Below are 26,549 nucleotides of genomic sequence, written 5' to 3'. Positions count from 1 at the left end.
TTGTAAAATTATGGTATAGACGAATTGGCAGCCACCGACTCATAGGGAACAAGGGCACCACTATATACACCGTAGTCAGACGCAGTTCCCGAAGTATCTCCGGCTATTACTATTCGCATGAATTTCCCGCTCACATTGTTAAGAGTGCCTGAACCACTCACGCTCTCTAAAAAAAAGCCCGCAAAACCAACAATTTTCACATCATGACGTCCAGTGTCATTGGTTATGGTTTCAATAAGCGGCACAACAATTACCCGTGGCGATCCCTGCTCTACCGTGTTATATGTTGTCCCTGGATCAGCATTGATGCGATAATTCACACCGTCACTAGTGCCGCCGGACATATTGCCTGTTTCTGTAGAGACTAACTGCCCAACTGACAGTTTGTCCTCATAACCATACTTAATATTATCGGTATAGTTGCGTGAACCCGTACCACCTAACGCCAAAGCGTCATAGTTGCCAGCATAGCCATCGCCAGCCCCCACTTTGAGGTCATAGGTTTGTCCATAAACAAAATCCTGTTTGACCACCCCGAAAGGTACTACCCCGATTACACCACTGGTCGGTTGCAAAATAGCAGCTGCTTGTGCCCGCACATTGGCTGTAGTCATACCAAATATTCTGGCGAAAACAAATTCTACCTGCCGCGTAACAGTGATCGCTACTATTTTATTCGATGGAACTGCGATAGTCACCTGATCATCTAGGTGACCATTTTGTGCAGCATAATCCCGGCTGCTTATCTCAGCTCGCACCCTATCACCCGGCAAATCCTGGAGCCCCGCCAAAGCTGCCGCATCAGCCATATTAACAAGCTCAACCCGATTTACATAAAGCAGACCACCGTCAATCACGATTGCCGCAAAACTAAGCAAACCCGTTAACGCCGCAACTAGCAGTACGGACGCCGAACCACGCTGATTGGTGATTAGTTTTATCATGGCTGTTCCACCCGCATGACTGATCGGCCAGTGATTACCGGCGGATCAGGGGCAAAAGCACTTTCAATAATATCTTTAATCATTGGTGTTGTTACTTCAATCGGTTTACTAACTATTACTGTCACCGGCTTACCCTGTTCTCGTAGGCCAGCCGGGTAGGTAATACTGACAGTCAAGCCATTATTACTGATACTAGCAACAGAATCAGCAACTGCTATTCGTGCCGCAGCATCATCACCAACAGCCGCAGCCCGGGCCCCTTCACGAGCTGCGGCTGTCAACACTAGATACTGGTTAATTACCTGACCAAATTCTAGTATGGCAAACAGGAGCAATACAATGATTGGCAACACTAACGCTGTTTCAACAATTGCCTGACCGCGATTGTCCTTAAGATAACGCTTATTATTCACACGGGTTCACCCCCTTAAAAACAATCCCCCTGCGCTTTATAGCCAGGAGGATTATAAACGCTGCGGTATGAGGTTTCCGATCTATAAGTGCAACAAACTAGTAACAAAATACCTTTCAGCAGGGCTATTCTGTTACCCCAGAGCTGTAACAACCTCCGCGAGTTTGGTTTTAATGGCAGTACCTACACCAGTAAAGGCTCCCATTGCAAATATGGCTACAAGGGCCAGAATCAGTCCATACTCTACCATACCTTGTCCTTTTTCATTGAGATAACGAGCTGCGAAAGCTTGCCAGTAAATTTTTAACATTTCCCATACCCCCTACTTTTTTCGATTTATTTTAGTAAGTAATCTCGTCTGGTTCTGATTTCATTATACCAGTAAGAAGGTATGGTAACATCGTCCGTAAGTCTCAACTTTATTAGGTATCAAGGCTTATTCTGATTAGGCTTCTGCTAGGTGCTGAGTCCCGGGATCACGTAAGGTAAAAAGTCCTAGCGCAGGCCGCTCCTCCTATTACTTAAGCGGCACTGTAACAAAAATCCGCGTGCCTTTACCGATCTCTGATTTTATGGTAAGTTCACCTGCTAATAGATTAATACGTTCATTCATGCCCATCAGGCCAAAGCTCTCGTTACCAGCAGCACTGGCGGTGTCAAAGCCCTGCCCGTCATCCTCAATTACTGCGGAAACCACACCTGGGCGAAAATCAATACGTACCCAGACATTGGACGCTTTAGCATGTTTTTCGACATTGTTGAGGGCCTCCTGGATAATGCGGAACAGCCCAATCTCAATATGTGAATCCAGCCGTTTTTCCTCGCCCAGGATCTTAACTTCGGAAAAAATATCGCAACGATCCTTTATTGTTTCCAGTACCCGCCTGATGGTGGGCACTAATCCCAAATCATCTAAGGTCATAGGTCTAAGGTCAAAAATAATGGTCCGGGTTTCCCGTAAAGCCACACGTACCTGCTCTCTTAGATCCTTAAGTTCATTTTTAGCCCGGGCAATATCCACATCGACCAAACGCTCGCATACTTCAGCCCGGAAAACAATATTAGCCATAGCCTGAGCTGGGCCGTCATGAATTTCTCGGGCGACCCGACGGCGTTCTTCTTCCTGCGCTCTGATGATTTTGGCCCCAAAAATCTGACTAGCCTGAAGGGTTTCAATCTGAGTAACAACAGATCCCATCTGAGTGCCCAAATAGCCCAGCACAGCTCCTACTTGCGAAACTAGACTTTCCGCCTTTTCTACCGTATTCTTCAACGATTTAAGTCTCAGTTCCAGTTCATCGCGCTGACGGCGTAAGTTTTGTTCCTGCAGCCTGGCCATAGCCATTTCAAGCTGAACATTACTGGTATCCTCATAGGAGGCTTTAATATCCGCCTCAGAATATTTCCGAAAATTGCGACTAACCTCCATCAGCCTAAGGCGAGACCGTCGCTCTTTTTTTTCGAGCTCGTCTACTTTAAAAATAATCTCTGCTGTTTCTTCTTTTATGCGTTCAACATCTCGCTTGACCTTTTCCATTTCAGTCTTAGCCGCTTCATATATGTCAAATATCTGCGTTTTACTTTTTTCTACAGTAGCAATCGTCGTTTTTACAATTTTATCCAGAGATTTCACGTCAAGATTTTTCATTCATTCACCGCTCTTGCTTTTTCAAGTGTTATAAAGCAGATTCGCCATTCTAGCTATAACTCCTGCTAAAAATATACACCAACAGAGGGTGGAAATATCTCCCCCCTCTGCTACTTTGCTATATGTCAATAGTAACGATTCTTTGAATAGTCACGATTCCCAGCACCTGTCCTAAAACAGCAGCTCCTAGCATAATCTGACCAGCAGGATGAGTAAACAGTAGGTCAACATAACCAGGATTAATCAGCTTGAGGGCCAATAGCAAGACTACTGGCAGCAGGCTAATAATAACCCCTGACATCCGGCCCTGCGCGGTCAGCGTCTTAATCTCCCCTTTAATGCGTATCCGTTCACGGATAGTACCGGCAATACTATCAAGTACCTCTGCCAGATTTCCACCTACCTGCCGCTGAATTAACACAGCGGTAATAACCAGATCAAGATCATCACTATCCACTCGCATAGCCATGTTAGTCATTGCAGCTTCTGTAGGCACGCCAAAATTCATCTCTTTCAGCGTCCGGCCAAACTCAACCGAAATAGGCGGCATCATCTCGCGGGCTACCATTTCAATGGCCTGCATAAAACTATAACCTGTCCGTAGGGCATTGGCAACCAGGACAAGCGTATCACCCAGCTGATCATTAAAGGCTTTTGCCCGTCGTTTTGTTTTAACTTTTAAAAAGAGGAACGGCAGGCCATAGCCGCAAATACCACCAAACGCCGCCCCCAGCAAACCGCCTTTTACCATAAACAGCAAGCTATTAACCAGGGCAGATCCCAGACAGATAACCAAAAACTCCTGGCTCTTCAATGGCAACCCGGCCTGAATAAGCCGATGTTCCATTCGCCTTGTCCACGAACCGTCCGCTAACGCGAGCTGTTCCCCTAGCCACCTGATAATTGACCGCCACCCAGTAAGCGGGCGCGTGGTGCCTGATTGATTTGCCGGCAGTTTTATTTTATGTACAACGTCGGTGGCAAGATATTGCTTTATTCGCTGACTAACAGCCACCTTCCTGCGGCTCTGCCAACGAAATATAATTACACAAACAACCAGTAGGTTAAGAAACAGCACAAACCCAACTATAAGTAGCATGCTCTCTCTGTCTCCTCTCTAGACGAATAAACGTTTAAAACGCCCAACAACCCCATCTACCGGCTGCTTTTCCTCTTGTTCTTGCCAGTCATCCTTGTCAGCAACCAGCCGGGCTAATTCATAGATACTGTGCGCCACCGATGTTCCGGGATGGCTGATAACAAAAGGCTCCCCTCTATTCACTGAGGTAACCACCACTTTGCCATCACTGGGAATTGAGGCAGAAAACTTATACTGCAGACTTGCCTCCACCTCGCGAATATCGATATCAGCGTTAGTATCGGCCCTATTTAATACTACCTTAACTTTATCTTGTCCATAATTCAGCGACTCCATGATTTCCAAACACAACTTGATATTTTTAATTGTGGGCAAATCCAGCGCAGCCACTACCAATATAATATCGGAAGCATCAAGCACAGCGAGCATACTATCAGAAAAGGTGGGTGCCGTATCAATTATCGTATATTTGAAAGCAGCGCGCATGGTCTTAAGAATGGCTACCATGTGACTACCGGTCACCGTCTCTGCCTGTTCCGGGCGTATCGGCGCCGGCAGCAATTTGATATGATCACCAAACTGTGCCAAATATCCCTCTAACACATGACCGTCCAGGTGATCGATATCACGAACCAAATCAGCAATAGTGGCACAAGGTATCAGATTTAAAAATAATGCAACATCACCAAACTGCAAATCCGCATCAACAATACCCACATTTGCGCCTGTTTTTTCTGCCAGAGCTACCGCCAGATTTGTCGAAATAGTTGTCTTGCCAATACCACCTTTGGTGCTAAATACTGTAATAATTTTGCCCTTTCTCTCTGGTTTCGGCTCAAATTTAAGTACATTATTAAGTACATTGCGGCGTTTTTTTTCGTTGATAACTCCCTGCTTAATAGCCTGGATCAGTTCATCACCACTAAAAGGCTTAACCAGATAGTCTTTAGCCCCAGCAATCATGGCCCGCCGCAAGTATTCCTGTTCCCCCTGTACACTCATGATGAGAATGCAGGCGTTAGGCACTTCAACGGCAATTTTTTCGGTAGCTGCAATGCCATCCATACCAGGCATATTAATATCCATCAGAACAACATCAGGCTGTAATGTTTTTACCATTGCTATAGCCTCAGCACCAGATTCGGCCTGCCCAACAACCACCATCTCAGTCTCAAACTCTAACAGTTTACAAACACTTTCCCGAGTAGCTGCAATATCATCAGCAATAAAAACCGTTATCTTTTCACTCATCAAGGTTACCCCCTAAATGGGTTTTCTTTAGCAAACTCTTTCATTTCCGTGGTTTGTGCCGGAATGTACTCGTCAGGATTGACAATAGTCGGTGTAATAAAAATGATTACTTCCGTTTCCCCCCGACTAAATGAGGTACTTTTAAATAAGTTACCAAGGATGGGGATGTCACCCAAAAGCGGCAATTTATACACATCTTTGGTAACCTCACTGGAAATCAGACCGCCAATAGCCATAGTTTGTCCGGAGGACATGGTAATGGCAGTTTCCGCCTTACGCAGTTTTATTGGTGGAATCTTCATTCCTAAACCAAGTTCAATCTTATGTTCATCTGTCCAGTCAAGAGTACTGACTTCTGCCTTTATCTTACTTTGTATAAGTTTATTAGCATTTACTTCAGGCTCAATGTCCAGTTTAATACCATAATCCTTCCACTCTATTGAAATTCGTCCATCATTGAGACCAATAGGTATCGGGATTTGACCGCCAACCATAATATTGGCCTTATCACCACTCAAGGTGATCAGATTAGGCTGAGACAGTATTTTAGCCAAACCATTTTTGACGAGGGCGTCAAGCTGAGCATTGATAGGGTTGTATGTACCTAAGTTACCAAAAACCTTGGGCGCGAGCGAATTTACGGAAGACTGTCCAAAAGAAAAACCACCTGTTGTTGCCATATTATTTCCTGACCATTTTATGCCTACGCTTTTAGCCATTTCCCGGTTAATCTCCACCACCCTGGCCTCAATCCGAACCTGAATCGGATTGGTTATCTCCAAGAGGTTGACTACTTTTTCTGCATACGCTGATGCCACTTTTTCCGCCCGGTTTTTCTGGTACTGATCATTGACTGTACCCTCAAGAATAACCGTCTTATTCACTTTGCTCACAGTAATATCAGACAGCCCCAAAATACTCTTAATGTCATTGGCAATCGTAATATCTGCTGCCCCGACTTCGACCAGATAGCTATAACGGCCCCCCCTGGACCAGACATGAAGGGTTGTTAAGCCGGGAGCTTTGCCAACAAGTAATATTTCAAGCCCTGACACAACCACTACATCAGCAATTTCAGGGTTAGCAACAGCTACCTTTTCAACGGCATCAAAACTCAAGATCCGGGACTGATTAACCGCCACCGTCATGTTCTCCGCGGCGGCTGCCATCATGCCATTACTCAAGATACTAGCAATTATTATAAGAATAGCGACAAATAACTTCAACTTGTTCATCTAAAACTCCTGCCTTTCTGCTAGCTCTACATTATGGGCGCCCTGACGACTAATTAATAGCTGACAACCTCAGTTTTCGTGCCTCGAATCATTTGAATACCGCCGGATTGCTTAACCGCTGCCGGTGGCGGCGCTTGTTCTGCCTGTTCTTGATGGGAAACAGACGATTTATTCTGTATACCAACAATGTCTTGCGGCGTAATCGGACCGGCAATACTGACACCAGCATTCTGCATGAACGGCCTAAGCACCAAACGCACTTTGCCCTTATCTTCTGACAGAGTTAGTTTAGCTACTTCGTCAGGCGTTACCGCCAGCGTAACAGAAGCTGTTTTGATGGCCTCTTTTTTCTCCTTGGAACTAGTATTGCTTGTCTCAATGACTCCACCCTCAGTTTCTCGATTAGCAGCCAATACCAACACATTCTGCAGTACCAGGTGGCTGACATTGTCGCCAGCCGTACTTTTCTCAAAGGTGACAACCACATCCACATAATCGCCGGCTTTAACAAAGCCAGCCACACCAGTTACTTCATTAACGCCCATTGTTATGGCTCGTTTATTTTCGGGAATCAATCCGGCAAACCCAGCTGCCTGACCTTCGCCTAGTAGTCGCCGCATAGTGATCTGTTCACCAGCTATAATTGATTCTTTGGACAACATACCGATGACCTCTGTCGCCTCTTGTACACCACCTGGCTGCAGATAGGGCGCAGGAACCTTGGTCACTTGTACCATCTCCGGAGTAATCCTGGTCTTAGCACCAATATCCGCCTTAGCTACCACCACAGCTACGGTATTGACGGGAAGATTACCACTTGTTTTCTTCAGAAAGCTATACACAAGCCCGGTGGTTAACAAACTTAAAACTACGGCAATCATCAAAAGCCCTTTATTAGAAAACCTGAGCATATTGTTCCTCCTGCCATGTCTACCGTTTTAAAATTAAAGTACATAGGTTCACTCTATACTTAAATTTTAAACCCAAACCAGTGTAAAAACTAGCGAGGAGATTCTCCTATCTTTTTTTAGGACTTAGGTCAAAAAGCAGCTGCCCGCTAGGACCTTTCTCCCATTACAGCCACTGCTTTTTACGAAAATAGCGTACCATTAGCAGGCCTATAATCAGCATAATGGATATAATCAAGGGATAGCCATACTCCCACTCCAGTTCCGGCATATGCGCAAAGTTCATACCATAGACTCCAGCAATAAAGGTAAGCGGAATAAAAATCGTTGAGATAATTGTCAGCATTTTCATGACCTCACTCATACGGTTGCTGATACTGGATAGGTAAATATCAAGCATACCTGACAGCATATCCCGATAAATCTCAACCGTTTCAATGACCTGAATCACATGGTCGTATATATCGCGCAGATAAACAACCGTCGAATCCTTGATATGCGACGTTTCTCCCCGCTCTAGCACACTAACTAACTCTCTAACAGGCCATATCGATTTTCGCAAAAATAGCATATCATGCTTAAGCTCATGTAGATCCTGCAAAAGCTCAGGGCGCGGCTGGCTAGCAATCTGGTTTTCCAGCAGCTCAATTCTCTCCCCCAAATGTTCTAACACCAAGAAATAATGGTCCACAATACTGTCAAGTAAGGCGTAAAATAAATAATCGGCTCCCAACCGACAAATCTTACCCCGGCCGCCCTTGACTCGTTCATAAACACTATCTAACACATCTCTGTCATCTGGCAGACTTTCCACAAAAGAAATTACATAGTTTGTCCCCAAAATGAGACTGATCTGCTCAGCCTCATAGTCTGTTTCTTCTGTCGTTACTGTTAATGACTTTACGATTACACACAAATAGTCGGTATAGTCTACCAGTTTAGGCCGCTGATTGGTATGCAGTATATCTTCCAATGCAAGCGGATGTATGGCAAACTGTTGGCCAATTCTCTCGACGGCCTGTGCATTAAGTCCCTGCACCCGTATCCAGGTAACACCCGGCCTAGCTGCAATTTTTCCCAAATCATCCACCGGGACATCGTTTGTCTCGGTAAATACCTCTCCATCATAACTCACCACACTAATATAAGCCTTGTCGGCACGCATATTCCCTACATGCAGCAAAGTACCTGGCGGCAAACCAACTTTGGATGATAAATTTCTCGTAAATTTCGGCATAACGTCACCTCGCAAAAAAAATATGTAAAAAAAGACATTCTCTCTCCTTACATATTTTTCCTACGCAAATTATCCGCATCGTATGGTTATCTATAACTTTTTTTGCAAACAGACCAGTTCTGTTTTTTGCCATCCTAACTGTTGGTAAAAATCCAGCGCCAGCTTATTACGTCGATCGGCCAGCAAATCTAATCGTTTGGCCTTCTGGCGGGCGGCCCACTGCTTAATTGCCATTAGCAGTTGTGTTCCCACTCCCTGCCTCCGGCAGCTTTCAGCAAGTAAGTCTGAACAAAGCACATTCGACTCCTTCTTCTCAGCCATTCATCCAATGCTTTAGCTATGACCGCCCGCTTCAGATAGTTTGGGCCTTCGGTTTGTGTTGCAAACTCGCCCAGCGGACGTATGCCTTGTATGTAGTTCGTGTTCCTCAGATCGGAGTTTTGCCGCTGACTTCCTTCAGATTACACCTCGCGTTGGACACCCTTGTCTTAAGCTAAAGGTTGGCACTATCAACCCCGTATTGGACTTTCACCAACTAGTAAGTGCCCCTGCTGGGCGCACAACCAAAAGGCATAATTCATCAATACATGAATTATGCCTTAAATTCTTCTTATTTAGCAAATTTTCCTGCCAATTCAGCTGAAATGGCAGCAAGCTTATTTAGTGGATAAACCGCTTAGTCTCCGGTTTTTCTGTAAATACATCAGTTCTGTTTCGAACCAGCCTACCCGTTGATAAAAACCAGCGCCGGCTGGTTACTCCTAGCGGCCCTCCGGACGCAGAAACCAGAGGAGAGAGTGATAACTTTACTTGATGTAAGCACCAGCCATTAGAGACGCGGCCTTGTCTGTAAATTTTTTCAATACGCCATTACGGAATTTACGTTCAGGCGCTTTCCACGTTTCCTTACGGGCAGCCAAAATATTACTGATTTCCGCTGCCTCTTTTCTTTGACCGTCTACACCTATAATGTTCAACTTACGCCCGGGAATGTCAATTTCAATTAAATCATCATTCTCAACTAAGCCGATTGGACCGCCATCAATCGCTTCCGGCGAAACATGTCCAACGCAAGGACCGCGGCTAGCCCCAGAGAAACGCCCGTCAGTTACCAACGCAACAGTCCCATTTAAGCTTTCATCAAAAACAATTGCATCGGTAGTCATAAACATTTCCGGTGCCCCTGAACCGCGGGGCCCTTCATACCGAATAATGACAACATTCCCTTGCTTAATCTTGCCAGCAATAATAGCCTTTTGCGCATCTTCCTCGCTGTTAAATACCGCGGCGGGACCTACATGATGGTGCATTGCGGGAATTACCGCCGAATATTTGATGACCGCCCCTTCTGGAGCAATGTTGCCTTTAAGAATGGCAATTGAACCAAAATGTTTCGATTTTTTTACAGGCCGAATAATTTCCTCTACCGGAATATTATAAGTTTTCAAATGTTCATGGCAACGATCAAAGAATCCTTGCTCTTCCAAGTCAGTTAGGTTTTCACCCAATGTCTTACCGGTAACGGTCATTACATCTAAATTGAGGTGATCCTTAATTTTCCATTGTATCATGGGGATGCCACCTGCAAACCAGAATAATTCAGTAACATACTTGCCACTTGGTTGAATATTGGTTAGGTAAGGTATTTCACGGCTGGCTTTATCGAACAGTTCGGGTTTTAATGCAATTCCCAGCTCATGAGCAATTGCAGGAAGATGAATTAGCGCGTTGGTGCTACCACCTATAGCTGCATGAACTTTAATCGCGTTTTCGAATGCATCCTGTGTCAGTATTTTTCTTGCTGTAAGGCTCTGCTGCGACAAATTCATGATTTGCTGCCCCGCAGCCCGGGATATCCGACGAATTTCCGCAAAGGTAGACGGCATTAACGCGTTACCAGGCAAAGCAAGTCCTAGCGACTCCGACATACACTGCATAGTGCTTGCAGTACCCATAAACTGACAAGCGCCACAAGAAGGACACCCTGTTAATTTATAATTTCGCATTTCTTTCTGGACTTGCTGTCCCTTTTTATATTTAGCCGATAGAGGACCAGCTAAACCGGAAGTACTAATATTAGGCCCAATCCGCATTGAACCGCCAGGAATATGTATTGTGGGAATGTCTAGTCTGGCAGCGGCAATAAGATGTGCCGGAACAGATTTATCACAACTTGAAATTAAAATCATCCCATCCCAGGGTATTACCGACGCTTGCAACTCAACCATGTCTGCAATCGTTTCTCGAGATGCCAGTATATAATTCATACCATCATGGCCTTGTCCCCAGCCATCACAAATATCTGTCACGTGATTTTTAGCCGGTCTGCCACCAGTTTCGTAAATTCCTACTGAAGCTTCATCACTGAGTACATTTAGGTGAAAGCTGCCGGGATGACTTTCTCCAAAGACATCACTTATTAAAATATGCGGTTTTTCAATATCTTCCTCAGACCAATTCATTCCCATCCGCAAAGCATCAACCTGTGACCACAGGTTTCTTGCATTTCTACATTTCTGATTCATCATGCTTCCTCCATAAAATTATTTTTTATAGACAAATAGAACGACCAAAGACCTTGAACTAACTACTACCGCTATCTCGAAGTAAGAATTTTTGCTATAGCAAATCAATAACAGTTTAATTGGTTAGTTAGCCGTTGAGCAACCCTGAACTCTCGCTTCCCCCTCCGTGCTGCGGGGTAATGAAAACGTAACCACTGAAGCAAGAATCAAAAAACCTACCAGTGTGTATATTGCGGAGTTTTGGCCAACGTTGGTTGTAATAAAACCGACTAGGTACGGTCCTATAAATCCGCCCAAATTGCCGAGAGCATTAATAATTCCCCTTGCACCTCCGGCTACCTCAGCCGAAAACATTGCAGGTGGCAATGTCCAGAAGGGACCGGTGGCAGCCTGTAAAAAGATACCGCACCCAACCATAAAAGCATACGATACCCACATATCTTCTTTAAAAACGATAGCCAGCGACAGACAAATTGCAAATCCGAGTGGCGGCAATGCCGTATATAATTTACGGTTCATAGTGCGGTCACAATATTTAGCGAAGAAGTACTGACCGGCAATTGTCATCACGTAAGGCAATATGGTCAAAATTCCGACCATTCCCAATCCAGTTTTGGTAATTTGCTTAATTAGCGCCGGCATCCAAAGCGAGAATCCATAAAAACCGACTTGTAATGAAAAATAGATGATAATTAACTTCCACATATTTAAGCTGGAAAAAACTCCTCTGTAGCTATTTTTGACTCCAGTATCAGAACTGCTCAATTCTCTTTGTTCAGCAGCAAGACTAGATTCGATCCACTCTAGTTCTTCTTTTGTAATCCATTTCGCCTGACGAGGATAATCATTAATTAATGGCATCCACACAAAGAGTAAGACTAGCGATAAAACTCCCTCAATGATAAACATTTGCCGCCAGCCCCATATTTGAATGATGTAGCCAGATAAAGGACCCGCTATAATAGATGCAATAGCAATATTCATTTGAAAGTAGGCATTAGCCCGTGCCCGTTCATGACTTGGAAACCAGTGGCTAATTAGGACCAATATTGCCGGGTATACACCACCCTCTGCAACACCAAGGATAAACCGAATCGCAATTAACTCCCAAACTTCCTTTACAAATCCAGTGAGAATGGCAAAACCACCCCAAAATACAATTGTCCAAGCAATAAATTTTTTGGCACTACCATGCTCGGCAATATGACCTCCCGGTACTTGTAGAAAGAGGTACCCCACGAAAAAAATTCCAGCAACCAAGCCGGCAAGTGTGGCTGACATGCCTAAATCTTGATCCATTCCTCCTGCAATTCCGAAACTAATATTTGTGCGGTCAATAAATGCAACAATATAGACAATAATTGTCGCAGGAATGATATGATGCCATCGTCCATTGGGAATACCTTCGTTTTGAATCATAAATTTCCCTCCTCTTTAGTTGGTTGACTGACTCATGTTATCGACAATGTATTGGCAGTTAGGCAATTTTCTTAAACAACTCAATTAACTTTTCTTTGTTAAAATATACCGGGTTAGCACCTGCACAGGCATCCTTCATAGCGAACTCAGCTAGTTTATTAAAATCAGGATTAGTTACGCCAACCTCTTTTAACGATTTGGGAATTCCGACTTCTTCGGAAAGATTCCTTATTTTTTCGATTACAAAATCAACACATTCTTGATCTGATTTACCTACTGTATCCATGCCAATGGCAGCTGCAATCAGGCGGAATTTAGCTGGCGCCTGCCTTGCATTTTCTTCTTCTACATGGGGGAGCAGCATAGCATTACAGACGCCGTGGGGCAAATCATATAAACCGCCTAACTGATGGGCCATTGCATGTACATTTCCAAGTCCAGCATTACTAAACGCAATACCATTTAAGAAACAGGCATAACACATTTGCTCTCTGGCTTCAATGTCATTTCCATCTTTCACGGCTTTTGGCAAGTAGTCAAACACCTGCTTAATAGAATAAAGAGCAGTAGCATCGGTAATATCGTAAGCCCCTTTTGCCACCACCGCTTCAACAGCATGCGTCAGGGCGTCCATACCGGTGGCAGCGGTTAAACCGGCCGGCTTGCCAATCATTAATTCGGGATCATTTACAGTGATAGCCGCAAGGGAATTGGTATCCACCATAATCATTTTTACATAACGCTCTTCATCCGTAATAACATAATTAATTGTTACTTCCGCCGAAGTCCCGGCCGTAGTAGTGACGGCAACAATAGGCAGTGATTTCCTGGATGTTTTATTGACGCCCTCATAGTCCTTGGTAACACCGCCATTGGTTGCAAGAATGGCAATCGCTTTACCGCAGTCCTGTGGAGAGCCACCGCCTATGGTAATAACCAAATCGCAGCCTTCTCTTTTCAGAATTTCAAGGCCTGCATTTACATTTCCAACTGTCGGATTGGGTTTCACATCATTAAAAAGAACATAGGCAAGACCGACTTCATCCAGTAGGTCGGTTACCTTTTTCACGGTTCCACTGGAAGTTAGAAACTTATCACTTACAACAAATGCCTTTTGGGCTCCCAGGGATTGAATAGGTTGTATTGCTTCTGCCAGGCACCCTTTGCCTATAAGGTTAACCGATGGAACATAATAAACGCTCATAATCAGATTCCTCCTTATGTACTGTAGATATCTATTAAAGCAAATTTGCCTGCAGCATGAGTGCCTTGAGTTGCTCATACTGTCGACCATCTGCCTGAATAAATGGAATAGTGCAGTAGTCTTGCATTTCAATTCCTCGCAGCATCATGGCTCTTTTTATAATGGGAATAAAGGGCGTGCCAATGTCATACAGCCTCATTAAAAAGTCAACCTGATGCTGAATCTCCTCCACTCGGATAAAATCATGTGCATTGATTGCCTTAACCCAAGAAGCAAATAAATCTGGTGCGAGGTTGGACAAACCACCTATGCACCCACTGCCTCCACACAGAATATTGTGGGCAAAATTTTCATCGTAACCAGAAAGTACCACAAAGTCAGGAAATTCTGGATGCAGTGCATTAATAATCGCCCGTGTATGGCTCATTTCCGTTACCGTATCTTTGCATCCCACAATATTTTTATGTCTTCGCGCAAGGTTAAGCATGATTTCCGGTGTCAAATCATGAATTGTCCGGTCGGGGAAATTATATAAATAAATACTCGCTTGCGTTTTGGAAGCTACCTCATCGTAAAACAATTCGATGCTGGCTGGTGTCAAGTTAAAATAATAAGGGCTGACAATCATAACGGCATCCGCTCCAGCTGCATGAGCATAATTGGATAACTCAACTGTATCGGCAACCGACATACAACCTGTTCCAATATATAATTGAGTCCGTTTGTTTACATGGTTTACGGCGATATCAATCAGTTCTTTTTTTTGTTCCATTGACATGGAAAAAAACTCGCCGGTACTTCCCATCACTACGATGCCGTCGATTCCGCCGGCAATCAAAAAATCATAAATGTTTCTGTTAGCCTGATAATCTAGGTTGCCATGTTTATCAAATGCAGTAACCACCGGTGTAAGAAATTGTGCCTTTTTCATTCCTTCGTCCATCCTTATAGTCCATAAATTTATTCGTTGGTTTTCGTCAACCCTCAAGTGCAGCCAGAGTATGTACCACCCCATTGCCCTCCGGCTGGCAGACTGTGAAATTCCAGGCAACTAGTTCGGCAAACCACGACCGCATTGACCTTTTGGTTCACCAATATGGTGTTAACCATTTTCCCGCCTCCCATTCTGTTAAAATAAGTCTAATTCGCCTTAATAGTTTTAGGTTTATATATTTTTGTTTGTATATACGAATTGATTCATATATACAAACCTCTTGTTTTCAATAATAGCATCGACCAATTTTTGTGTCAATGCTTTCTATTGACGTTTTGTGGCAATTTCGCTAAAGTTTAAGCTTATAAATCTGTTTCGATACTTTCAATTCTTTAAAAAGGGCGCTTGCATTCTTGCTATCTTTCTGTTTCCGTGCTATTCTAAAATCAATTTTATTTTGGAAAGGATGTTACTTCTTGTCTTTTGATGAACATCGCCCCACATCCCGTGTGCTTGACATACTGGAACTGCTTGCCTCCTCCAACGAAGGCCATACATTGACTGAAATAGCGGTAGCCATAGATGCTCCCAAAAGTACGATCCTACCAATTATACGGACCCTTTGCCACAGAAAATTCATCTCTTTAAATAAAATGACGTCCCGCTATTCCATAAGTATTAATGCCTTTGTTATCGGTTCTTCCTACTTGGAAGATTTAAATGTACTCACTATCATAAAAGATGAAATGCAACTCATTGTGAACAAGTGTTTGGAAACCTGCCAAATGGGTATTCTCGTCAAGGGAGATGTTTTGTATATTGCCAAAATTGATTCTCCAGAACCTATTCGGCTGGTCTCCTTCGCCGGCAAAAAAATACCCGCTTACTGTACCGCTTTGGGCAAAGCCTTGCTAAGCCGGCATTCTCCCCAGCAATTGCACCAGCTCTACCCACAAGGATTGCAAGCTTTCACGCCCCAAACCATCACTGATTTTTCTATCCTATACACAAATCTTTGTCAGATTTGTGTATCAAATATTGCAACAGAATCAGAGGAAATTACTAATAACGTGCAGTGTCTGGCCGTGCCACTCTGCAAAGACAATCAGGTCATTGCCGCAATCAGCGTCAGCGTACCCAAATTTCGGGCAACCCCCGAAAAAATGTCTCTAATCCGGGATTTACTTTTAGCCTCTCAAAAAAAGATAGAACAAATTTTTATCAACGTTAATGTAGACTTATTAACTTTTCCGTCGTAAGTTCACCCTGTCCTTGGTATTAATGATAATGAAATCCAACACACCGGAATAATAAACAAAGGATTACAAAAGACTGCTACTATAGTAGCAGTCTTTTGTAATCCTTTGTTTTCAGCCGACAACGGCATTTTCAATAAAGCATCCTTCAGGAAATCTTCGAATAGTCTTCTTATTCGGCAGTTTTCCTGCCAACTCAGCTGAAATAACAACAAGCTAATACTGGCCAAAATGCTTAGATTCCGGTCTTCTTCTGTAAACACATCAGTTCTGTTTCAAACCAGCCTAGTTGTTGATAAAAGCTGAGTGCCGGCTGGTTACGCCGGTCAGCCAACAGGTCTAAACGTCTTGCCCCCTTATCAACCGCCCATTGTTTGATTGCCGTCAACAGTTTGGCGCCCATACCCTGTCGCCGGCAGCCTTCACTGACCACTACATCTTCAATCACTGCTTTTATCCCACCTTCAGCCGTAGACATAAGCAGCTGCGCCGTGCACATACCAACAACTTGCCCGGCGTATTCCGCCACCAGAACACAGCAGGCATCATCCGGTTTCAACAAGAAAGTTAATCCGGCCCGCTGCCTGTCATTATCAAACACAAAGTCAGTCTCAATCGCGAATAGTAGTCTGAGTAATTCAATCATGGCGTCCATGTCGGTAGATACCGCTTTTCTAATTACTACCTCTGAAGTCATTATCCTATTCCTCTTCCTTTAATTTAAAGACATCTCTACCGCAAAGCTCTTATCCCAATTCATGTAAATTTCTTGTAAGGCTGGCAACCCTTGGGCTGAAATAATAACTAACTCTGATACAGCCCGGGTTATGTCTGTTGGTTTAACATCTATTTGACTACCTACCATATCAACCTGCATCCAACCCTCTTTTAGCTGAAAAAAGCCTTTTATTCGCAGCGTCCAGGGCACTAAAGACTGTAAAAAAACCATAAATTTTTCTCTGTCAAAGCTGCCTGCAACACTGAGAATATGCGCAACAGGTCTGTTCGTGGGAGTATTGCAGCACGTCTCACTGGCAATGCCTGATACATTCTTTAATGTCCGCTGTAAAAAATCCAAGCCACCCTCACAATGTTTGGTTTTCAAGAGTTCGGCCTCAGAGTTAATACTACGTATTTTTTGTTCTACCTCTGATATAGCTTGGTTATCTATCAAGTCCACTTTGTTGAGCATAATAAAACTACTTGCGGCAATTTGTCTTTCAATCGGCAACAAGACATCAACCTGATCTAAAAAATTTAGAGCATCTACCACGCAGATGGCCCCCTGATAATCATACTTTTGCCCCTTTACTTTACCAATAATGGAATTGAGTATGTGCTCAATACTTGACGGATCAGCCATACCTGAGGCCTCCACAAATAAATACTCAATTGGCAATTCTGAATAGGTAATTAACGCGTCAATAAAGGCCCCTTTCAAACAACTGCAAAACACGGAACCGTTATTAAGCTCCACAATATCAACCCCATTTTGTTGGAGCAAAACACCATCAACACTGATTTTGCCAAATTCATTCATCAAAATGCCAATTTTATTGTTGGCAAGACTGTCAATAATTTGTTTTAAAAAAGTGGTCTTACCTGCCCCCAAAAAGCCAGTAAGCAAATAAAGTTTTATGGGTTTCCTGCTCATAACTGCACCTCCTAATATATTGCGGTTTTAACACAATGGCCTAGAGCAAGCTCTAGGCCATTGTAGAAACTATCCAATAACTAGCCAATCCGTTTTTCAATAGCTTCAATCAATTCATTATCTGATGGAATAATATTATCAAACACTACTTCATTATTAATCAGCATAGCAGGTAAATTCTTAACCCCCAATGTAGCCATGCGTTTGATACCGGCCCGGGTTTTCACAAGCGATTCGCGCCAAGTCAGTCGACCTTCATAACGAGGCAGTACCTTTTTCACCGATTCGCACATGTACTGACACGGCGGACAGCCTTCCGAATCCAGGGTTACAATCTCGATAAACACCTGGCCTGGCTTGATTTCAACATCTTCAAATACGGCTTCATCTTCTTCATGGAACTGTTGCTCTGATTCCAGCAATTCCAATGAAGAGGGCTTGCCATTTACAAAGTTGGAGATAGCCACCAGGTTGTTTATCGGCGTATCAAACGGGATGTCACAACCTGGGGAGAGAATATAGCCCACACCCTGGCCAAGCTCTATTTCCTTGCGCGCCTCGTCTACGTTTTCCAGTGGCGAGCCAAACATCATTACTGTCGTTAAGGGTAGATTACCGCCATACGATACTTTATACTTAGTGGCAATTTCTTTCGCGTAAGTCATACTGACGTTTTCGTCAAAAGCAATGCCATCTGTCTCGGTTTGGCACATAAGTTCAATATTCTTGGTAGCATTACCACAGCAGAAGCTTGTTACCTTAAGTCCCAGCGATTTTACATAGCGATTTAATTCGATAGTAGAAGGCTTGACGAAACGCTCGAATTGCTTGGGCGCAATCTGCGAAGTCATGGGATCAACAACGGCAATGATATCAACGCCAGTTGCAGCATACATCCGAGACAGGTCTTTACATACAGTAGTACAAAACTGCATTACCTCATCGACCTTTTCATGCCGCTTGATCATATCAGAAAAAAGGTCGGTTCCCTTTAAATGCAGTGCCAGCGTAAATGGTCCGCAAATAAGTGCATAGAGTGCAACCTTATCACCAAGTTCAGCTACCAAGCGGCGCGAGGCCTCTAGCGCGATCGGATAACGGCCGTCTTGCTCGGTAGGCAATGTAAGTTCAGACAATTCCTTATGTTCCAACACATGGACATCTACGGCTGGCGGATTATCTTTTGACCATTTCAGTTTACACCCTAAGGCTTCAGCCTCCATTTGCACATCAAATACAATCGGTAACCCATCTGGCTGGTACAATTCATAGGCCTTCATGATACCTTTCACAATATTATCGGCATCTTTTAAGTAAGTCTCGGCATCAACGCCAATCAAATTAGCGGTCTGGACACCCGCATAGGGAACCCACGGTGTTCTATCCACAGGCTCAAAACTCAGGGTTTTTAATACTCGCTCTTTACCATTCATTATCTCATCCTCCAAAAATTAATATTGATCCTATAACATCATGACCTTTGTTTATAGATTAGAGCCCCATTTTTGCGTCATCATAGTGCTTGTGTACTTTTCAATCTTCCAAGTCGGTATCTTGCATTTTTTACAGGCACAGGCACACCATTTATTGCGCAGCCACCTGGCCGCCCTGCTGGTACGCGAATTCCAAACAATAAATTTTTCGTCACAATGGGTAATAATTTCCGCAATCTCCCCAGTAACCTTAATGGATTTAATGCCATGGAGCATACCTGTTCGCGATGGCCATAGCTTGATCTTCTCAATAAGCTTGAAAAATTCGACATTCTTCCGATAGTATTTTTTCTTTTTATTGGCCGTTTCCGATGAATCATTTTTAACAAGCGCAACCCCACTCTTGGCCATGGCTACTCCCTCCTTTTGGCATTACTCTACTAACGCTGTAAACAGCATAGTCGCTACTCCGATTTCTAAAACATCGTGAACTAAATGTTCAGCCAGCAGCTCGCGGCACGTTGGGTTTAACCCCAGCGGTATCCCCGGCGCGGCAACACGGGTAGCACCAGTAATGTATTGTGGAATAATAGTATCTTCAGACGGTGTAGCCTCAAGCACTAAGTTACACTCAGCTAACGCGGCGTCCAGTTTAGAGGCTACATGAATACCTGGTATAAGCTGCTTTAGCTGGCTTATCTTTTCAGAATCCGGATCATGGACTATTACCTGAGCCCCCTGCTTTGCCAGATAGAGCGCCGCCCCGCTACCCACCGGTCCTGCACCGATAACAAGTACCTTGTTACCTTGCACACTACCGGCCATCAATGCCAGTGCCGCCGCATATCCCCGCCCGGTGGCCTCACCATTGTCACTAACCTTGCCACTGGCTATATTGAGCGCAACAAATTTATCATCATCTGCCAGAAAAATAACGTTAGCCCCACTGGTTACGGCTTCGGCTAAACCGCCAATATTCGGCAGCTTGGTGACAAAAGCAGAAAACCCTAGAAATTCAATAATATCTTGGACTGTTTCAGAAAATCCATTGATTATGCCTTGTCCATACGCAATCGGAACAATCCCTATCGAAATATCCTGCCGTGCCGCGGCAAAATCTTCAGGAATTTTGCCTAAGGAATGGGCGGCAATGCCTGCCAGACTCTGCCCTGTACGTTGCAATAACTGCAAATCATAATTCTCTAAACTCTCACCAACATAACAAATATCTTCTTCCTGCAGCCTTGTCAAAACCTCACCTCCTGTGGTTACTCCTTATACAGCCTTGTTGATACACAGCGCCTGCCTGCCAGGCACTGGCGGTTCGGCGTCATGATACCGATCTACCCGGCTATGGTTCATAATGGTAGTAATGACCTGACAACGCTGCGCCCAGGCCTGCTGCTGATCCTCAGCCGTAATAATCAAGGTAGCCACCCATTCCTGTTTATCAGGACTATAGTTAGATAATGCCTCTGTAGCGCCAAAAAAGTCCTGGTATAACGTTAGCTGACCAGCGGAAGCCATAATATGTTCACCACAGACTTCCAGCCACTCCGGGGTTACCTTGATATGTTCGTAGATCACACCCTGCGCCGCACTTTCCAAATTCGTTTGGTTACTCGGATTTAACCCACTCCACAACGCTTCCAATACATTTATCCCTGTCGAATTGTACACTGCTGTCAACGTCTGGCTAGGCAGTCTGGCGTCAATCTCCAGTACTTTAAACAGACCGTCATGGTAGATGGCTTCCACATCCATAATTCCATTTAGTTGCAGCTGCCTGGCAAGTGTCAATGCTATCTCACAAAACTCCTGCTCCTTAGCGGCAGACAGTACCGTTGGTGCCAGAACTCGTTTGCAATCATACACTTCGTCCATGGCTAACTCGGTGACTTGAAAGGTGCGATACTCTCCATTACAGCCGACAACCTCAATGGAGTAAGAAGGCCCCTCTAAAAATTCCTGCACTACCCAGCCTGCAAAACCACCTAACTGTTGCTGTAGCGTTGCCAATTCCTGGGGATTTCTGATCAAATACACATCTTCACTGCCACTGGCACCTGACGGTTTTACCGTAACCGGAAACTCACACAAAGGCCAGGGCTTGGGTGCAGGCACGTCTAATTCAGCAAATAATTTGTCTGATGCAAGCTTAGAAGCAGAAAGCGCATAAGCCTGTTGATCATAGACTACCTTTACACCCACCTGTCTGGCACATTGGTAGATATTATCAAGCACAGCCTTGTCTTCCAGAGCTGGTACTACAAACTGCACTTCTCTAAGTAAATCAAGCAACTTATCGTTATTCATAAGATCAAAACAATAAAACTCATGACCTAGTTTAGTTGCCGGCGCTGCCGGATTTTTATCGACAATCGCTACCTCCCAGCCAGCCTTGTGGGCAAGATAGCAGGCCTCGACTCCTTGCAGTTTTCCACCTAATACAGCTACTCGCACACAATTCCCTCCTTAAGGCCATATCCCAGCCGCCGGTTAAGCCACTGCGCATATTCTTGCTGTGTGGCTGGCTCTAAACCACATTCCCGCAAAATAGGCGTTACTCCCATGACAGTCCGGTAGCCTTCCGAAATATCCAGTGTACTCTGCGATACCCCAGCCAAACCAGAATCTGGCGGAATAATTGAAGTAATTACATTGGCGCCAGCCTCCAGACGCTGCTTCAATCCTTGAATACCTTCTACATCGAGTGATGCCGGTATTAACCGCTCAGGAAATAGCAAACGCATAACTGCAATAACATTGAGTTCATATATCGAATTTACGGCAGTTGTATTATACAAAGGCGTTCCCGGCTGCGGCACAAAGCTCATAGTCCGAACCTGATCGGCACCAAGCTTATTCATTTCCCGCAAAGAATGAGCTGCATCCTGGACGTTATCGCCCACACCAACAAGCAGTCCCTCTTCAACCAACATACCAAGTGTTTTGGCAAAGACCTTGATACCCCACCGTTCCTCGTATTCTTGATTGAGCCGCAATCTACCGTACAGCTCACGGTTATGGGTCTCCTGATAGCAGGCATACCACTCAGCTCCAGCCTGCTGCAGCTGCCGCAATACTTCGCGGGGAACGACACCAGGTGAAATCATAATCGGCAGCATGGTCGCTTGTTTGACCATTTTTACTACTTCAATCAACTGTTGGTAGCCAACCTGACTGTTTGACAAATACTGCGGGTCTTCACCCATTGTCAAATCAATCAAATGCACGCCCGATTCCCCCAGCGCATCGGCAATATCCACAATCTCGCGGGATGTTTTGCGGTAACGCTGACAGTGACTGTTCGATTTACGATAATAACAAAAAGTGCAGTCATTACGACAATAAGTGGAAAAATAAACAAAGCCGTAAAGAAATACTTTATTATCAAAAATACTCTGACGACGTTGTCTGGCGGCCAGGTACAGCTTTGCCCGGTCTGCAGGCTGGGTAAGCTGCAATAAATACACCATGTCTTGCGTTGTAATTGCGCCGTGCTGAACAGCTTTATCAAGAATAGTATCTAGTTGTTTCATAGCAATGCATCCTCCCTAGCCGGCAACACTAAAGCGCCGCCCTCAAATATTTAGCCGTACCCCATCTAGGTAGGACAGGCTTTTCCCCATACTGCGCACATTTTGGCCGCCTTCTTTAACCATCGCCAAACGCTCTAAGCCAAAACCAAGTCCTACCCAGGTACTGGCGATACCCCATTTACCGTCAAGGAAATGCGGCCCCATAGCACCGGAAGCCAATTCAATATCGTTATGCATAACATCCAACGTATCACCATATACCACCGAAGTCGTTGGCTCTAGCTGGTAATTAGCAATACCGGCTGCCTGCATCACAATAGTAGTCAGCTCGGCCAGACGTTGATGACGGGTTTCCTCCGGCAGGCCCCACTCAACTAAATTGAGCATAGTAAATTCATTCAAATGATTATTTCCCTGAGATTCCTTACGAAAACAAGAACCTATCTCAAAAATGCGCACAGGCTTTTCCCATAAGCGCATTAAGTCTTTAGAAATGTAGTACAGATTAGGGGCAAGCATTGGGCGCAGACATTTTTTATCGTCAAGCCAAAACACCTGAGAAAATAGTTCATGTTCCTCGTCAATAGTCATTTTAGCAAGCAGACTCTTGGCAAGAATAATAGGCGTCGTCACCTGCACAAACCCGTTATCAGTTAGCGCTGTAACTAGCTTGGTCTCCAACAGACTAAGCGTTGACCGCTTTTTTTCGGTGCGCAGTTGCTCCAAGCGGAGTTTAGCAACACTTATTAAGATAGACTCTAGTTTCTTAAAGCTTTCGTTCCTATCTTTTACGGTAACAAAAGACATTTGCCGTTGTACCTCAGTGGCATTCAATTCCGTTAAACGTTTTCTTTGAATATCTGTCCAAGTTACCATTACCTTCTGCACCTCCACTTACAGCCAGCCTACCTTAATTCAATCTGCCACACTACCGGATTTTTCTGAACAACAGGCGTACTTTTCATACAATTATGCCCTACCAACTTGACATCCTTATGCTCGGCTACTATATGGCATAAGCTGTTACCATAGGTACAGGCCTCCGGCACCGATACCGGCCTGGATGAGCAGAAACCAGCGCGTTCCAGACTAAGAGAGCTTATGCCACACAAGTGAATCAGCGCTCCGTCCAGCTTGCTATCTACTCGTTTGAGAATATTGTAGGAACTTTTACCGCTGAATTCCTGATATAGCTTGGGTCCTACCAATTCTAGTGCCCCGGTGGGATCTGCGTAAGATATAATTATTGCGCCTTGGGCTACGCAGGCTTCTATATATTTCACAATACTATTTTCCAGAACGCACAAGGTTCGTTCCAACAACTTGCGCTGCCGATAAATACCTTTAAATAACTCAGCCGAATCAATAAGCAGTCCTAGTATGGTGAATGGCCCTTCCACATTAACGGCAATTGCATTGCCTCTATCTCGCAAAATAGCAATACAGCTTAGCACCTCGTTGATTCTGCCGCAAGTCAAGTCAATCTCATCCAGTTCAGCTATTTGCTCCATTGAGGAAAAGCGGTACTCCCTTATGGTTGGCCCAGTATCATCTTCTGGTATCACTACCTTGGCACCAAAGGCCTCTGCCTCTACTGTCACACAAAAAGGAATCCTGCAAATTGAGTCACGCTCTACTATACGCTTTCCCTCTGCAACCAGCGCCATCGCCTGCCGCTCGGTATGGGCCTGATAATAACTAATACCAGCCGAACGCAGTATTGTGTCAGGCAGCACCTCGGCAGTATCCCATTTACATTGAAATTGAATCGGCTTTCCCATGGATCACTGCCTCCTCTAAGTCTTTCGTCAGTTACTTATGGCTACGAACGCGGAATCTTGTCAAGTATTTCAGCAATATGCAAAAATTGGTCTTTGCCATGCGGAAGATACATCGCCTGAAGAAATTCCTCCTGGAAACCGGGTTCTGCTGCTGTCTCCACAAACTGTACAGATTTGGCTATTTCCTGGGCCTCAGCCCGTTTATCTTGATCACATAAGGCTAATTTTGCACCTTCACCGGCAGCATTCCCCACTGCTACTATTTTGGCGGGATCACAATCGGGAATCATGCCGATAACTAACGCATTCACTTTGTCAATATAGCTGCCAAAGGCGCCTGCTAAGGTTATACATTCAACCTGGGCTACACCCTTTTTCTGCATGAGAATCTTTGCTCCCGCATAGAGGGCCGCCTTAGCAAGTTGAACCGCGCGTATATCCTTTTGGGTAATGGTAATATCCTGCTCAATGGCCGTTTCTGCCGCCCACGCCAGTACATATTCGAATTTTCCTGTATCCCCTTTGCGCAAGCGGGAACACTGAATATTTTTATTGAAACTGCCATCGTTTCTGATAATTCCTGCTTTAAATAATTCGGCCACAGCGTCAATTATTCCTGAACCACATATTCCTCTGGCACGAGGCAGGCAAGGTTTGCTATCTGTGGCTGACTCAATTACTTCAATCTCAGGTTCCTTGGTTTCAGGGTCGATGCTGATTTTAGCAATAGCTCCCGGTGCCGCCCGCATACCAAATTTGATTTGAGCACCCTCGAGCGCCGGACCGGTGGCACAGGAGGCAGATAACACACCCGCTTTATTACCGAAGTTAATCTCGCCATTTGTCCCAATGTCTACAATTAGACTCATCTTACTTTGACGATGTGGCTGCTCAGCGATAAGTACCGCCACATTGTCAGCACCAACAAAACCTGCTTCCAGCGGCAAACAATGAACATAACCGCTTGCAGCAATTTTTATTCCTAATTCGCGGGCCTTAACATTCATGGCCTCCTTAATAACAGCGGTAAAAGGGGCACTGCCAATATATTGAGGATTGATATGTAATGCAATGTGGTGCATAACCGTATTAAAAACAAGTACAATTTCCAAAACATCTTCAGCCTTAATCATTGCCTGTTCACTTAAATTCCTGACAAGGGTGTTAATATCAGCGATAATTAATTGCTGTAGTTTAGCAAGACCATCCTCATTAGTTACGCAATAGGAAATTCGCGACAGTACGTCATCACCATAGCCAACCTGACTATTCATGCTTGATGCCTGGGCTATCGTCATCCCGGTGGTAAGCTCACACAGATACGCGGCTATGGTTGTTGTACCAACATCAATAGCAATGCCATAAGCCTTAGTAACCCTTCCTGGCTCAACAGCAACAATCTCGCTGTCCTGCCATAACACAACCGTGACCTTCCAGTCACTTTGCCGTAAGATATCAGGTAATCTGCAGAGCAATGTGTAATCAATCGTTATTTGTTTGTCAATCTGAATAAACCGACTTTCTATGGCCGCTTTCAAACGAAAAAAATCATCCCGGCAATCAGCTAAAGTAGGCTTATTCAGTTCCACATAATACTTTTTCACTGCTGCATTAACCGAAAAGTACCGTGCTGTTCCATCTTCCAGCACCACTTGATCCAGCGCCATACTCTCAGGCGGTACAATCACCACAACGTCGTTACATATTTCAGCGCAACACGCTAGTCGATAGTTATTTGCTACTTCTTCCGCGCTGAGCGCTTTTTTCTCTTTCTCACTTATTGGCGACACGCTCGCCATAGTATCAATTATTACCTTGCATTTACCGCAGACCGCACCACCACCGCAAGGCGCTTCGATAGCTACACCTAATTCTCTAGCGGCTGTAAGCACGCTTTTTCCACGAGAAATCATTCCCCGGCAGCCTGCCGGTTGAAAAATAACTGTACATTTCATAATTTTACTCCATAAATGGCGGAGAGTCCGGGAGTCGCACCCGGCTGCATGAATTTAGAGTCCATGCGATCTCTACGATCCACCCTCCATAATATAAGGGGATTTCCCCCTG

The 26,549-nt window shown here is 44.6% G+C and carries 26 protein-coding genes; 1 reads left to right on the top strand and 25 read right to left on the bottom strand.

All coding sequences use genetic code 11. The features are described from left to right. Positions 1-8: 8 nt before the first annotated feature. From ACZ449_RS23630 to ACZ449_RS23560, 15 genes are all read right to left on the bottom strand, one after another. Positions 9-944: a pilus assembly protein TadG-related protein gene (locus tag ACZ449_RS23630; protein ID WP_464258492.1), complete on the bottom strand. Its 936-nt coding sequence runs from the start codon at positions 942-944 to the stop codon at positions 9-11. Next, positions 941-1,357, bottom strand: a complete 417-nt coding sequence (locus ACZ449_RS23625; protein ID WP_464258491.1) for a TadE/TadG family type IV pilus assembly protein — start codon at positions 1,355-1,357, stop codon at positions 941-943. The genes ACZ449_RS23630 and ACZ449_RS23625 overlap by 4 nt, the downstream gene beginning before the upstream one ends. Positions 1,358-1,489: 132 nt before the next feature. Then, positions 1,490-1,666 (bottom strand): Flp family type IVb pilin, encoded by a 177-nt coding sequence (locus tag ACZ449_RS23620; protein WP_464258490.1) that lies wholly within the window; start codon positions 1,664-1,666, stop codon positions 1,490-1,492. Positions 1,667-1,873: 207 nt separating this feature from the next. Beyond that, complete coding sequence (locus ACZ449_RS23615) at positions 1,874-3,004, bottom strand: sensor histidine kinase (protein ID WP_464258489.1); 1,131 nt, start codon at positions 3,002-3,004, stop codon at positions 1,874-1,876. Between the two features lie 118 nt (positions 3,005-3,122). Next, on the bottom strand, positions 3,123-4,103 hold the full coding sequence (locus tag ACZ449_RS23610; RefSeq protein WP_464258488.1) for a type II secretion system F family protein: 981 nt from the start codon (positions 4,101-4,103) through the stop codon (positions 3,123-3,125). A gap of 18 nt (positions 4,104-4,121) precedes the next feature. Further along, the gene (locus ACZ449_RS23605; protein ID WP_464258487.1) at positions 4,122-5,354 is read right to left on the bottom strand and encodes an AAA family ATPase; all 1,233 of its coding nucleotides are present in this window, start codon (positions 5,352-5,354) and stop codon (positions 4,122-4,124) included. 5 nt (positions 5,355-5,359) lie between these two features. Then, positions 5,360-6,589, bottom strand: coding sequence for a type II and III secretion system protein family protein (locus tag ACZ449_RS23600; protein WP_464258486.1), 1,230 nt, complete (start codon positions 6,587-6,589; stop codon positions 5,360-5,362). 53 nt (positions 6,590-6,642) lie between these two features. Further along, a complete protein-coding gene (gene cpaB / locus ACZ449_RS23595; RefSeq protein ID WP_464258485.1) occupies positions 6,643-7,500 on the bottom strand; it encodes a Flp pilus assembly protein CpaB in 858 nt (285 codons plus the stop codon). 163 nt (positions 7,501-7,663) lie between these two features. Continuing rightward, positions 7,664-8,734 (bottom strand): magnesium/cobalt transporter CorA, encoded by a 1,071-nt coding sequence (gene corA, locus ACZ449_RS23590; RefSeq protein WP_464258484.1) that lies wholly within the window; start codon positions 8,732-8,734, stop codon positions 7,664-7,666. A gap of 90 nt (positions 8,735-8,824) precedes the next feature. Beyond that, positions 8,825-9,055 carry a GNAT family N-acetyltransferase gene (locus tag ACZ449_RS23585; RefSeq protein WP_464258483.1) on the bottom strand — a complete coding sequence of 77 codons (231 nt, stop codon included), beginning with the start codon at positions 9,053-9,055 and terminating at the stop codon, positions 8,825-8,827. 485 nt (positions 9,056-9,540) lie between these two features. Further along, on the bottom strand, positions 9,541-11,262 hold the full coding sequence (ilvD, locus tag ACZ449_RS23580) for a dihydroxy-acid dehydratase (protein WP_464258482.1): 1,722 nt from the start codon (positions 11,260-11,262) through the stop codon (positions 9,541-9,543). 120 nt (positions 11,263-11,382) lie between these two features. Further along, entirely contained in the window at positions 11,383-12,678 is a 1,296-nt protein-coding gene (locus tag ACZ449_RS23575) for an MFS transporter (protein ID WP_464258481.1), read from the bottom strand. Positions 12,679-12,736: 58 nt separating this feature from the next. After that, entirely contained in the window at positions 12,737-13,882 is a 1,146-nt protein-coding gene (locus ACZ449_RS23570) for an iron-containing alcohol dehydrogenase (protein WP_464258480.1), read from the bottom strand. A gap of 34 nt (positions 13,883-13,916) precedes the next feature. Beyond that, positions 13,917-14,813 (bottom strand): dihydrodipicolinate synthase family protein, encoded by an 897-nt coding sequence (locus ACZ449_RS23565; RefSeq protein ID WP_464258479.1) that lies wholly within the window; start codon positions 14,811-14,813, stop codon positions 13,917-13,919. A gap of 53 nt (positions 14,814-14,866) precedes the next feature. Beyond that, positions 14,867-14,992: a hypothetical protein gene (locus ACZ449_RS23560; RefSeq protein ID WP_464258478.1), complete on the bottom strand. Its 126-nt coding sequence runs from the start codon at positions 14,990-14,992 to the stop codon at positions 14,867-14,869. A gap of 300 nt (positions 14,993-15,292) precedes the next feature. Here ACZ449_RS23560 and ACZ449_RS23555 point away from each other — a divergent pair, with 300 nt between their 5' ends. Beyond that, positions 15,293-16,075: an IclR family transcriptional regulator gene (locus ACZ449_RS23555; protein WP_464258477.1), complete on the top strand. Its 783-nt coding sequence runs from the start codon at positions 15,293-15,295 to the stop codon at positions 16,073-16,075. A 232-nt stretch (positions 16,076-16,307) separates the two neighbouring features. Here ACZ449_RS23555 and ACZ449_RS23550 read toward each other — a convergent pair whose 3' ends face one another. From ACZ449_RS23550 to ACZ449_RS23505, 10 genes are all read right to left on the bottom strand, one after another. After that, complete coding sequence (locus ACZ449_RS23550) at positions 16,308-16,769, bottom strand: N-acetyltransferase family protein (protein WP_464258476.1); 462 nt, start codon at positions 16,767-16,769, stop codon at positions 16,308-16,310. A gap of 18 nt (positions 16,770-16,787) precedes the next feature. After that, the gene (locus ACZ449_RS23545) at positions 16,788-17,726 is read right to left on the bottom strand and encodes a CobW family GTP-binding protein (protein ID WP_464258475.1); all 939 of its coding nucleotides are present in this window, start codon (positions 17,724-17,726) and stop codon (positions 16,788-16,790) included. Between the two features lie 80 nt (positions 17,727-17,806). Beyond that, positions 17,807-19,159: a uroporphyrinogen decarboxylase family protein gene (locus tag ACZ449_RS23540; protein ID WP_464258474.1), complete on the bottom strand. Its 1,353-nt coding sequence runs from the start codon at positions 19,157-19,159 to the stop codon at positions 17,807-17,809. A 51-nt stretch (positions 19,160-19,210) separates the two neighbouring features. Continuing rightward, positions 19,211-19,570, bottom strand: a complete 360-nt coding sequence (gene pylSn / locus ACZ449_RS23535) for a pyrrolysine--tRNA(Pyl) ligase small subunit (protein WP_464258473.1) — start codon at positions 19,568-19,570, stop codon at positions 19,211-19,213. Positions 19,571-19,591: 21 nt separating this feature from the next. Further along, positions 19,592-20,410, bottom strand: coding sequence for a 3-methylornithyl-N6-L-lysine dehydrogenase PylD (gene pylD, locus ACZ449_RS23530; RefSeq protein ID WP_464258472.1), 819 nt, complete (start codon positions 20,408-20,410; stop codon positions 19,592-19,594). A gap of 24 nt (positions 20,411-20,434) precedes the next feature. Next, positions 20,435-21,622: a 3-methylornithine--L-lysine ligase PylC gene (gene pylC, locus ACZ449_RS23525; RefSeq protein WP_464258471.1), complete on the bottom strand. Its 1,188-nt coding sequence runs from the start codon at positions 21,620-21,622 to the stop codon at positions 20,435-20,437. Beyond that, positions 21,613-22,701, bottom strand: coding sequence for a methylornithine synthase PylB (pylB, locus tag ACZ449_RS23520; RefSeq protein WP_464258470.1), 1,089 nt, complete (start codon positions 22,699-22,701; stop codon positions 21,613-21,615). The genes pylC and pylB overlap by 10 nt, the downstream gene beginning before the upstream one ends. Positions 22,702-22,743: 42 nt before the next feature. Beyond that, on the bottom strand, positions 22,744-23,577 hold the full coding sequence (gene pylSc, locus ACZ449_RS23515; protein ID WP_464258469.1) for a pyrrolysine--tRNA(Pyl) ligase large subunit: 834 nt from the start codon (positions 23,575-23,577) through the stop codon (positions 22,744-22,746). 29 nt (positions 23,578-23,606) lie between these two features. Next, positions 23,607-24,482, bottom strand: coding sequence for a uroporphyrinogen decarboxylase family protein (locus ACZ449_RS23510; RefSeq protein WP_464258468.1), 876 nt, complete (start codon positions 24,480-24,482; stop codon positions 23,607-23,609). 41 nt (positions 24,483-24,523) lie between these two features. Next, on the bottom strand, positions 24,524-26,437 hold the full coding sequence (locus ACZ449_RS23505) for an ASKHA domain-containing protein (protein ID WP_464258467.1): 1,914 nt from the start codon (positions 26,435-26,437) through the stop codon (positions 24,524-24,526). Between the last annotated feature and the right edge of the window lie 112 nt (positions 26,438-26,549).

This window comes from Desulfosporomusa polytropa, assembly GCF_055380075.1.
This window is presented reverse-complemented; position numbering and strand designations above follow the sequence as displayed.

What these genes read in the sequence shown, in the direction of transcription:
- ACZ449_RS23630 (WP_464258492.1), bottom strand. Translation starts at nt 944, where the DNA reads ATGATAAAACTAATCACCAATCAGCGTGGTTCGGCGTCCGTACTGCTA.
- ACZ449_RS23620 (WP_464258490.1), bottom strand. Translation starts at nt 1,666, where the DNA reads ATGTTAAAAATTTACTGGCAAGCTTTCGCAGCTCGTTATCTCAATGAA.
- ACZ449_RS23615 (WP_464258489.1), bottom strand. Translation starts at nt 3,004, where the DNA reads ATGAAAAATCTTGACGTGAAATCTCTGGATAAAATTGTAAAAACGACG.
- ACZ449_RS23610 (WP_464258488.1), bottom strand. Translation starts at nt 4,103, where the DNA reads ATGCTACTTATAGTTGGGTTTGTGCTGTTTCTTAACCTACTGGTTGTT.
- ACZ449_RS23605 (WP_464258487.1), bottom strand. Translation starts at nt 5,354, where the DNA reads ATGAGTGAAAAGATAACGGTTTTTATTGCTGATGATATTGCAGCTACT.
- ACZ449_RS23600 (WP_464258486.1), bottom strand. Translation starts at nt 6,589, where the DNA reads ATGAACAAGTTGAAGTTATTTGTCGCTATTCTTATAATAATTGCTAGT.
- cpaB (WP_464258485.1), bottom strand. Translation starts at nt 7,500, where the DNA reads ATGCTCAGGTTTTCTAATAAAGGGCTTTTGATGATTGCCGTAGTTTTA.
- corA (WP_464258484.1), bottom strand. Translation starts at nt 8,734, where the DNA reads ATGCCGAAATTTACGAGAAATTTATCATCCAAAGTTGGTTTGCCGCCA.
- ACZ449_RS23585 (WP_464258483.1), bottom strand. Translation starts at nt 9,055, where the DNA reads ATGGCTGAGAAGAAGGAGTCGAATGTGCTTTGTTCAGACTTACTTGCT.
- ilvD (WP_464258482.1), bottom strand. Translation starts at nt 11,262, where the DNA reads ATGATGAATCAGAAATGTAGAAATGCAAGAAACCTGTGGTCACAGGTT.
- ACZ449_RS23575 (WP_464258481.1), bottom strand. Translation starts at nt 12,678, where the DNA reads ATGATTCAAAACGAAGGTATTCCCAATGGACGATGGCATCATATCATT.
- ACZ449_RS23570 (WP_464258480.1), bottom strand. Translation starts at nt 13,882, where the DNA reads ATGAGCGTTTATTATGTTCCATCGGTTAACCTTATAGGCAAAGGGTGC.
- ACZ449_RS23565 (WP_464258479.1), bottom strand. Translation starts at nt 14,813, where the DNA reads ATGAAAAAGGCACAATTTCTTACACCGGTGGTTACTGCATTTGATAAA.
- ACZ449_RS23560 (WP_464258478.1), bottom strand. Translation starts at nt 14,992, where the DNA reads ATGGTTAACACCATATTGGTGAACCAAAAGGTCAATGCGGTCGTGGTT.
- ACZ449_RS23550 (WP_464258476.1), bottom strand. Translation starts at nt 16,769, where the DNA reads ATGACTTCAGAGGTAGTAATTAGAAAAGCGGTATCTACCGACATGGAC.
- ACZ449_RS23545 (WP_464258475.1), bottom strand. Translation starts at nt 17,726, where the DNA reads ATGAGCAGGAAACCCATAAAACTTTATTTGCTTACTGGCTTTTTGGGG.
- ACZ449_RS23540 (WP_464258474.1), bottom strand. Translation starts at nt 19,159, where the DNA reads ATGAATGGTAAAGAGCGAGTATTAAAAACCCTGAGTTTTGAGCCTGTG.
- pylSn (WP_464258473.1), bottom strand. Translation starts at nt 19,570, where the DNA reads ATGGCCAAGAGTGGGGTTGCGCTTGTTAAAAATGATTCATCGGAAACG.
- pylB (WP_464258470.1), bottom strand. Translation starts at nt 22,701, where the DNA reads ATGAAACAACTAGATACTATTCTTGATAAAGCTGTTCAGCACGGCGCA.
- pylSc (WP_464258469.1), bottom strand. Translation starts at nt 23,577, where the DNA reads ATGGTAACTTGGACAGATATTCAAAGAAAACGTTTAACGGAATTGAAT.
- ACZ449_RS23510 (WP_464258468.1), bottom strand. Translation starts at nt 24,482, where the DNA reads ATGGGAAAGCCGATTCAATTTCAATGTAAATGGGATACTGCCGAGGTG.
- ACZ449_RS23505 (WP_464258467.1), bottom strand. Translation starts at nt 26,437, where the DNA reads ATGAAATGTACAGTTATTTTTCAACCGGCAGGCTGCCGGGGAATGATT.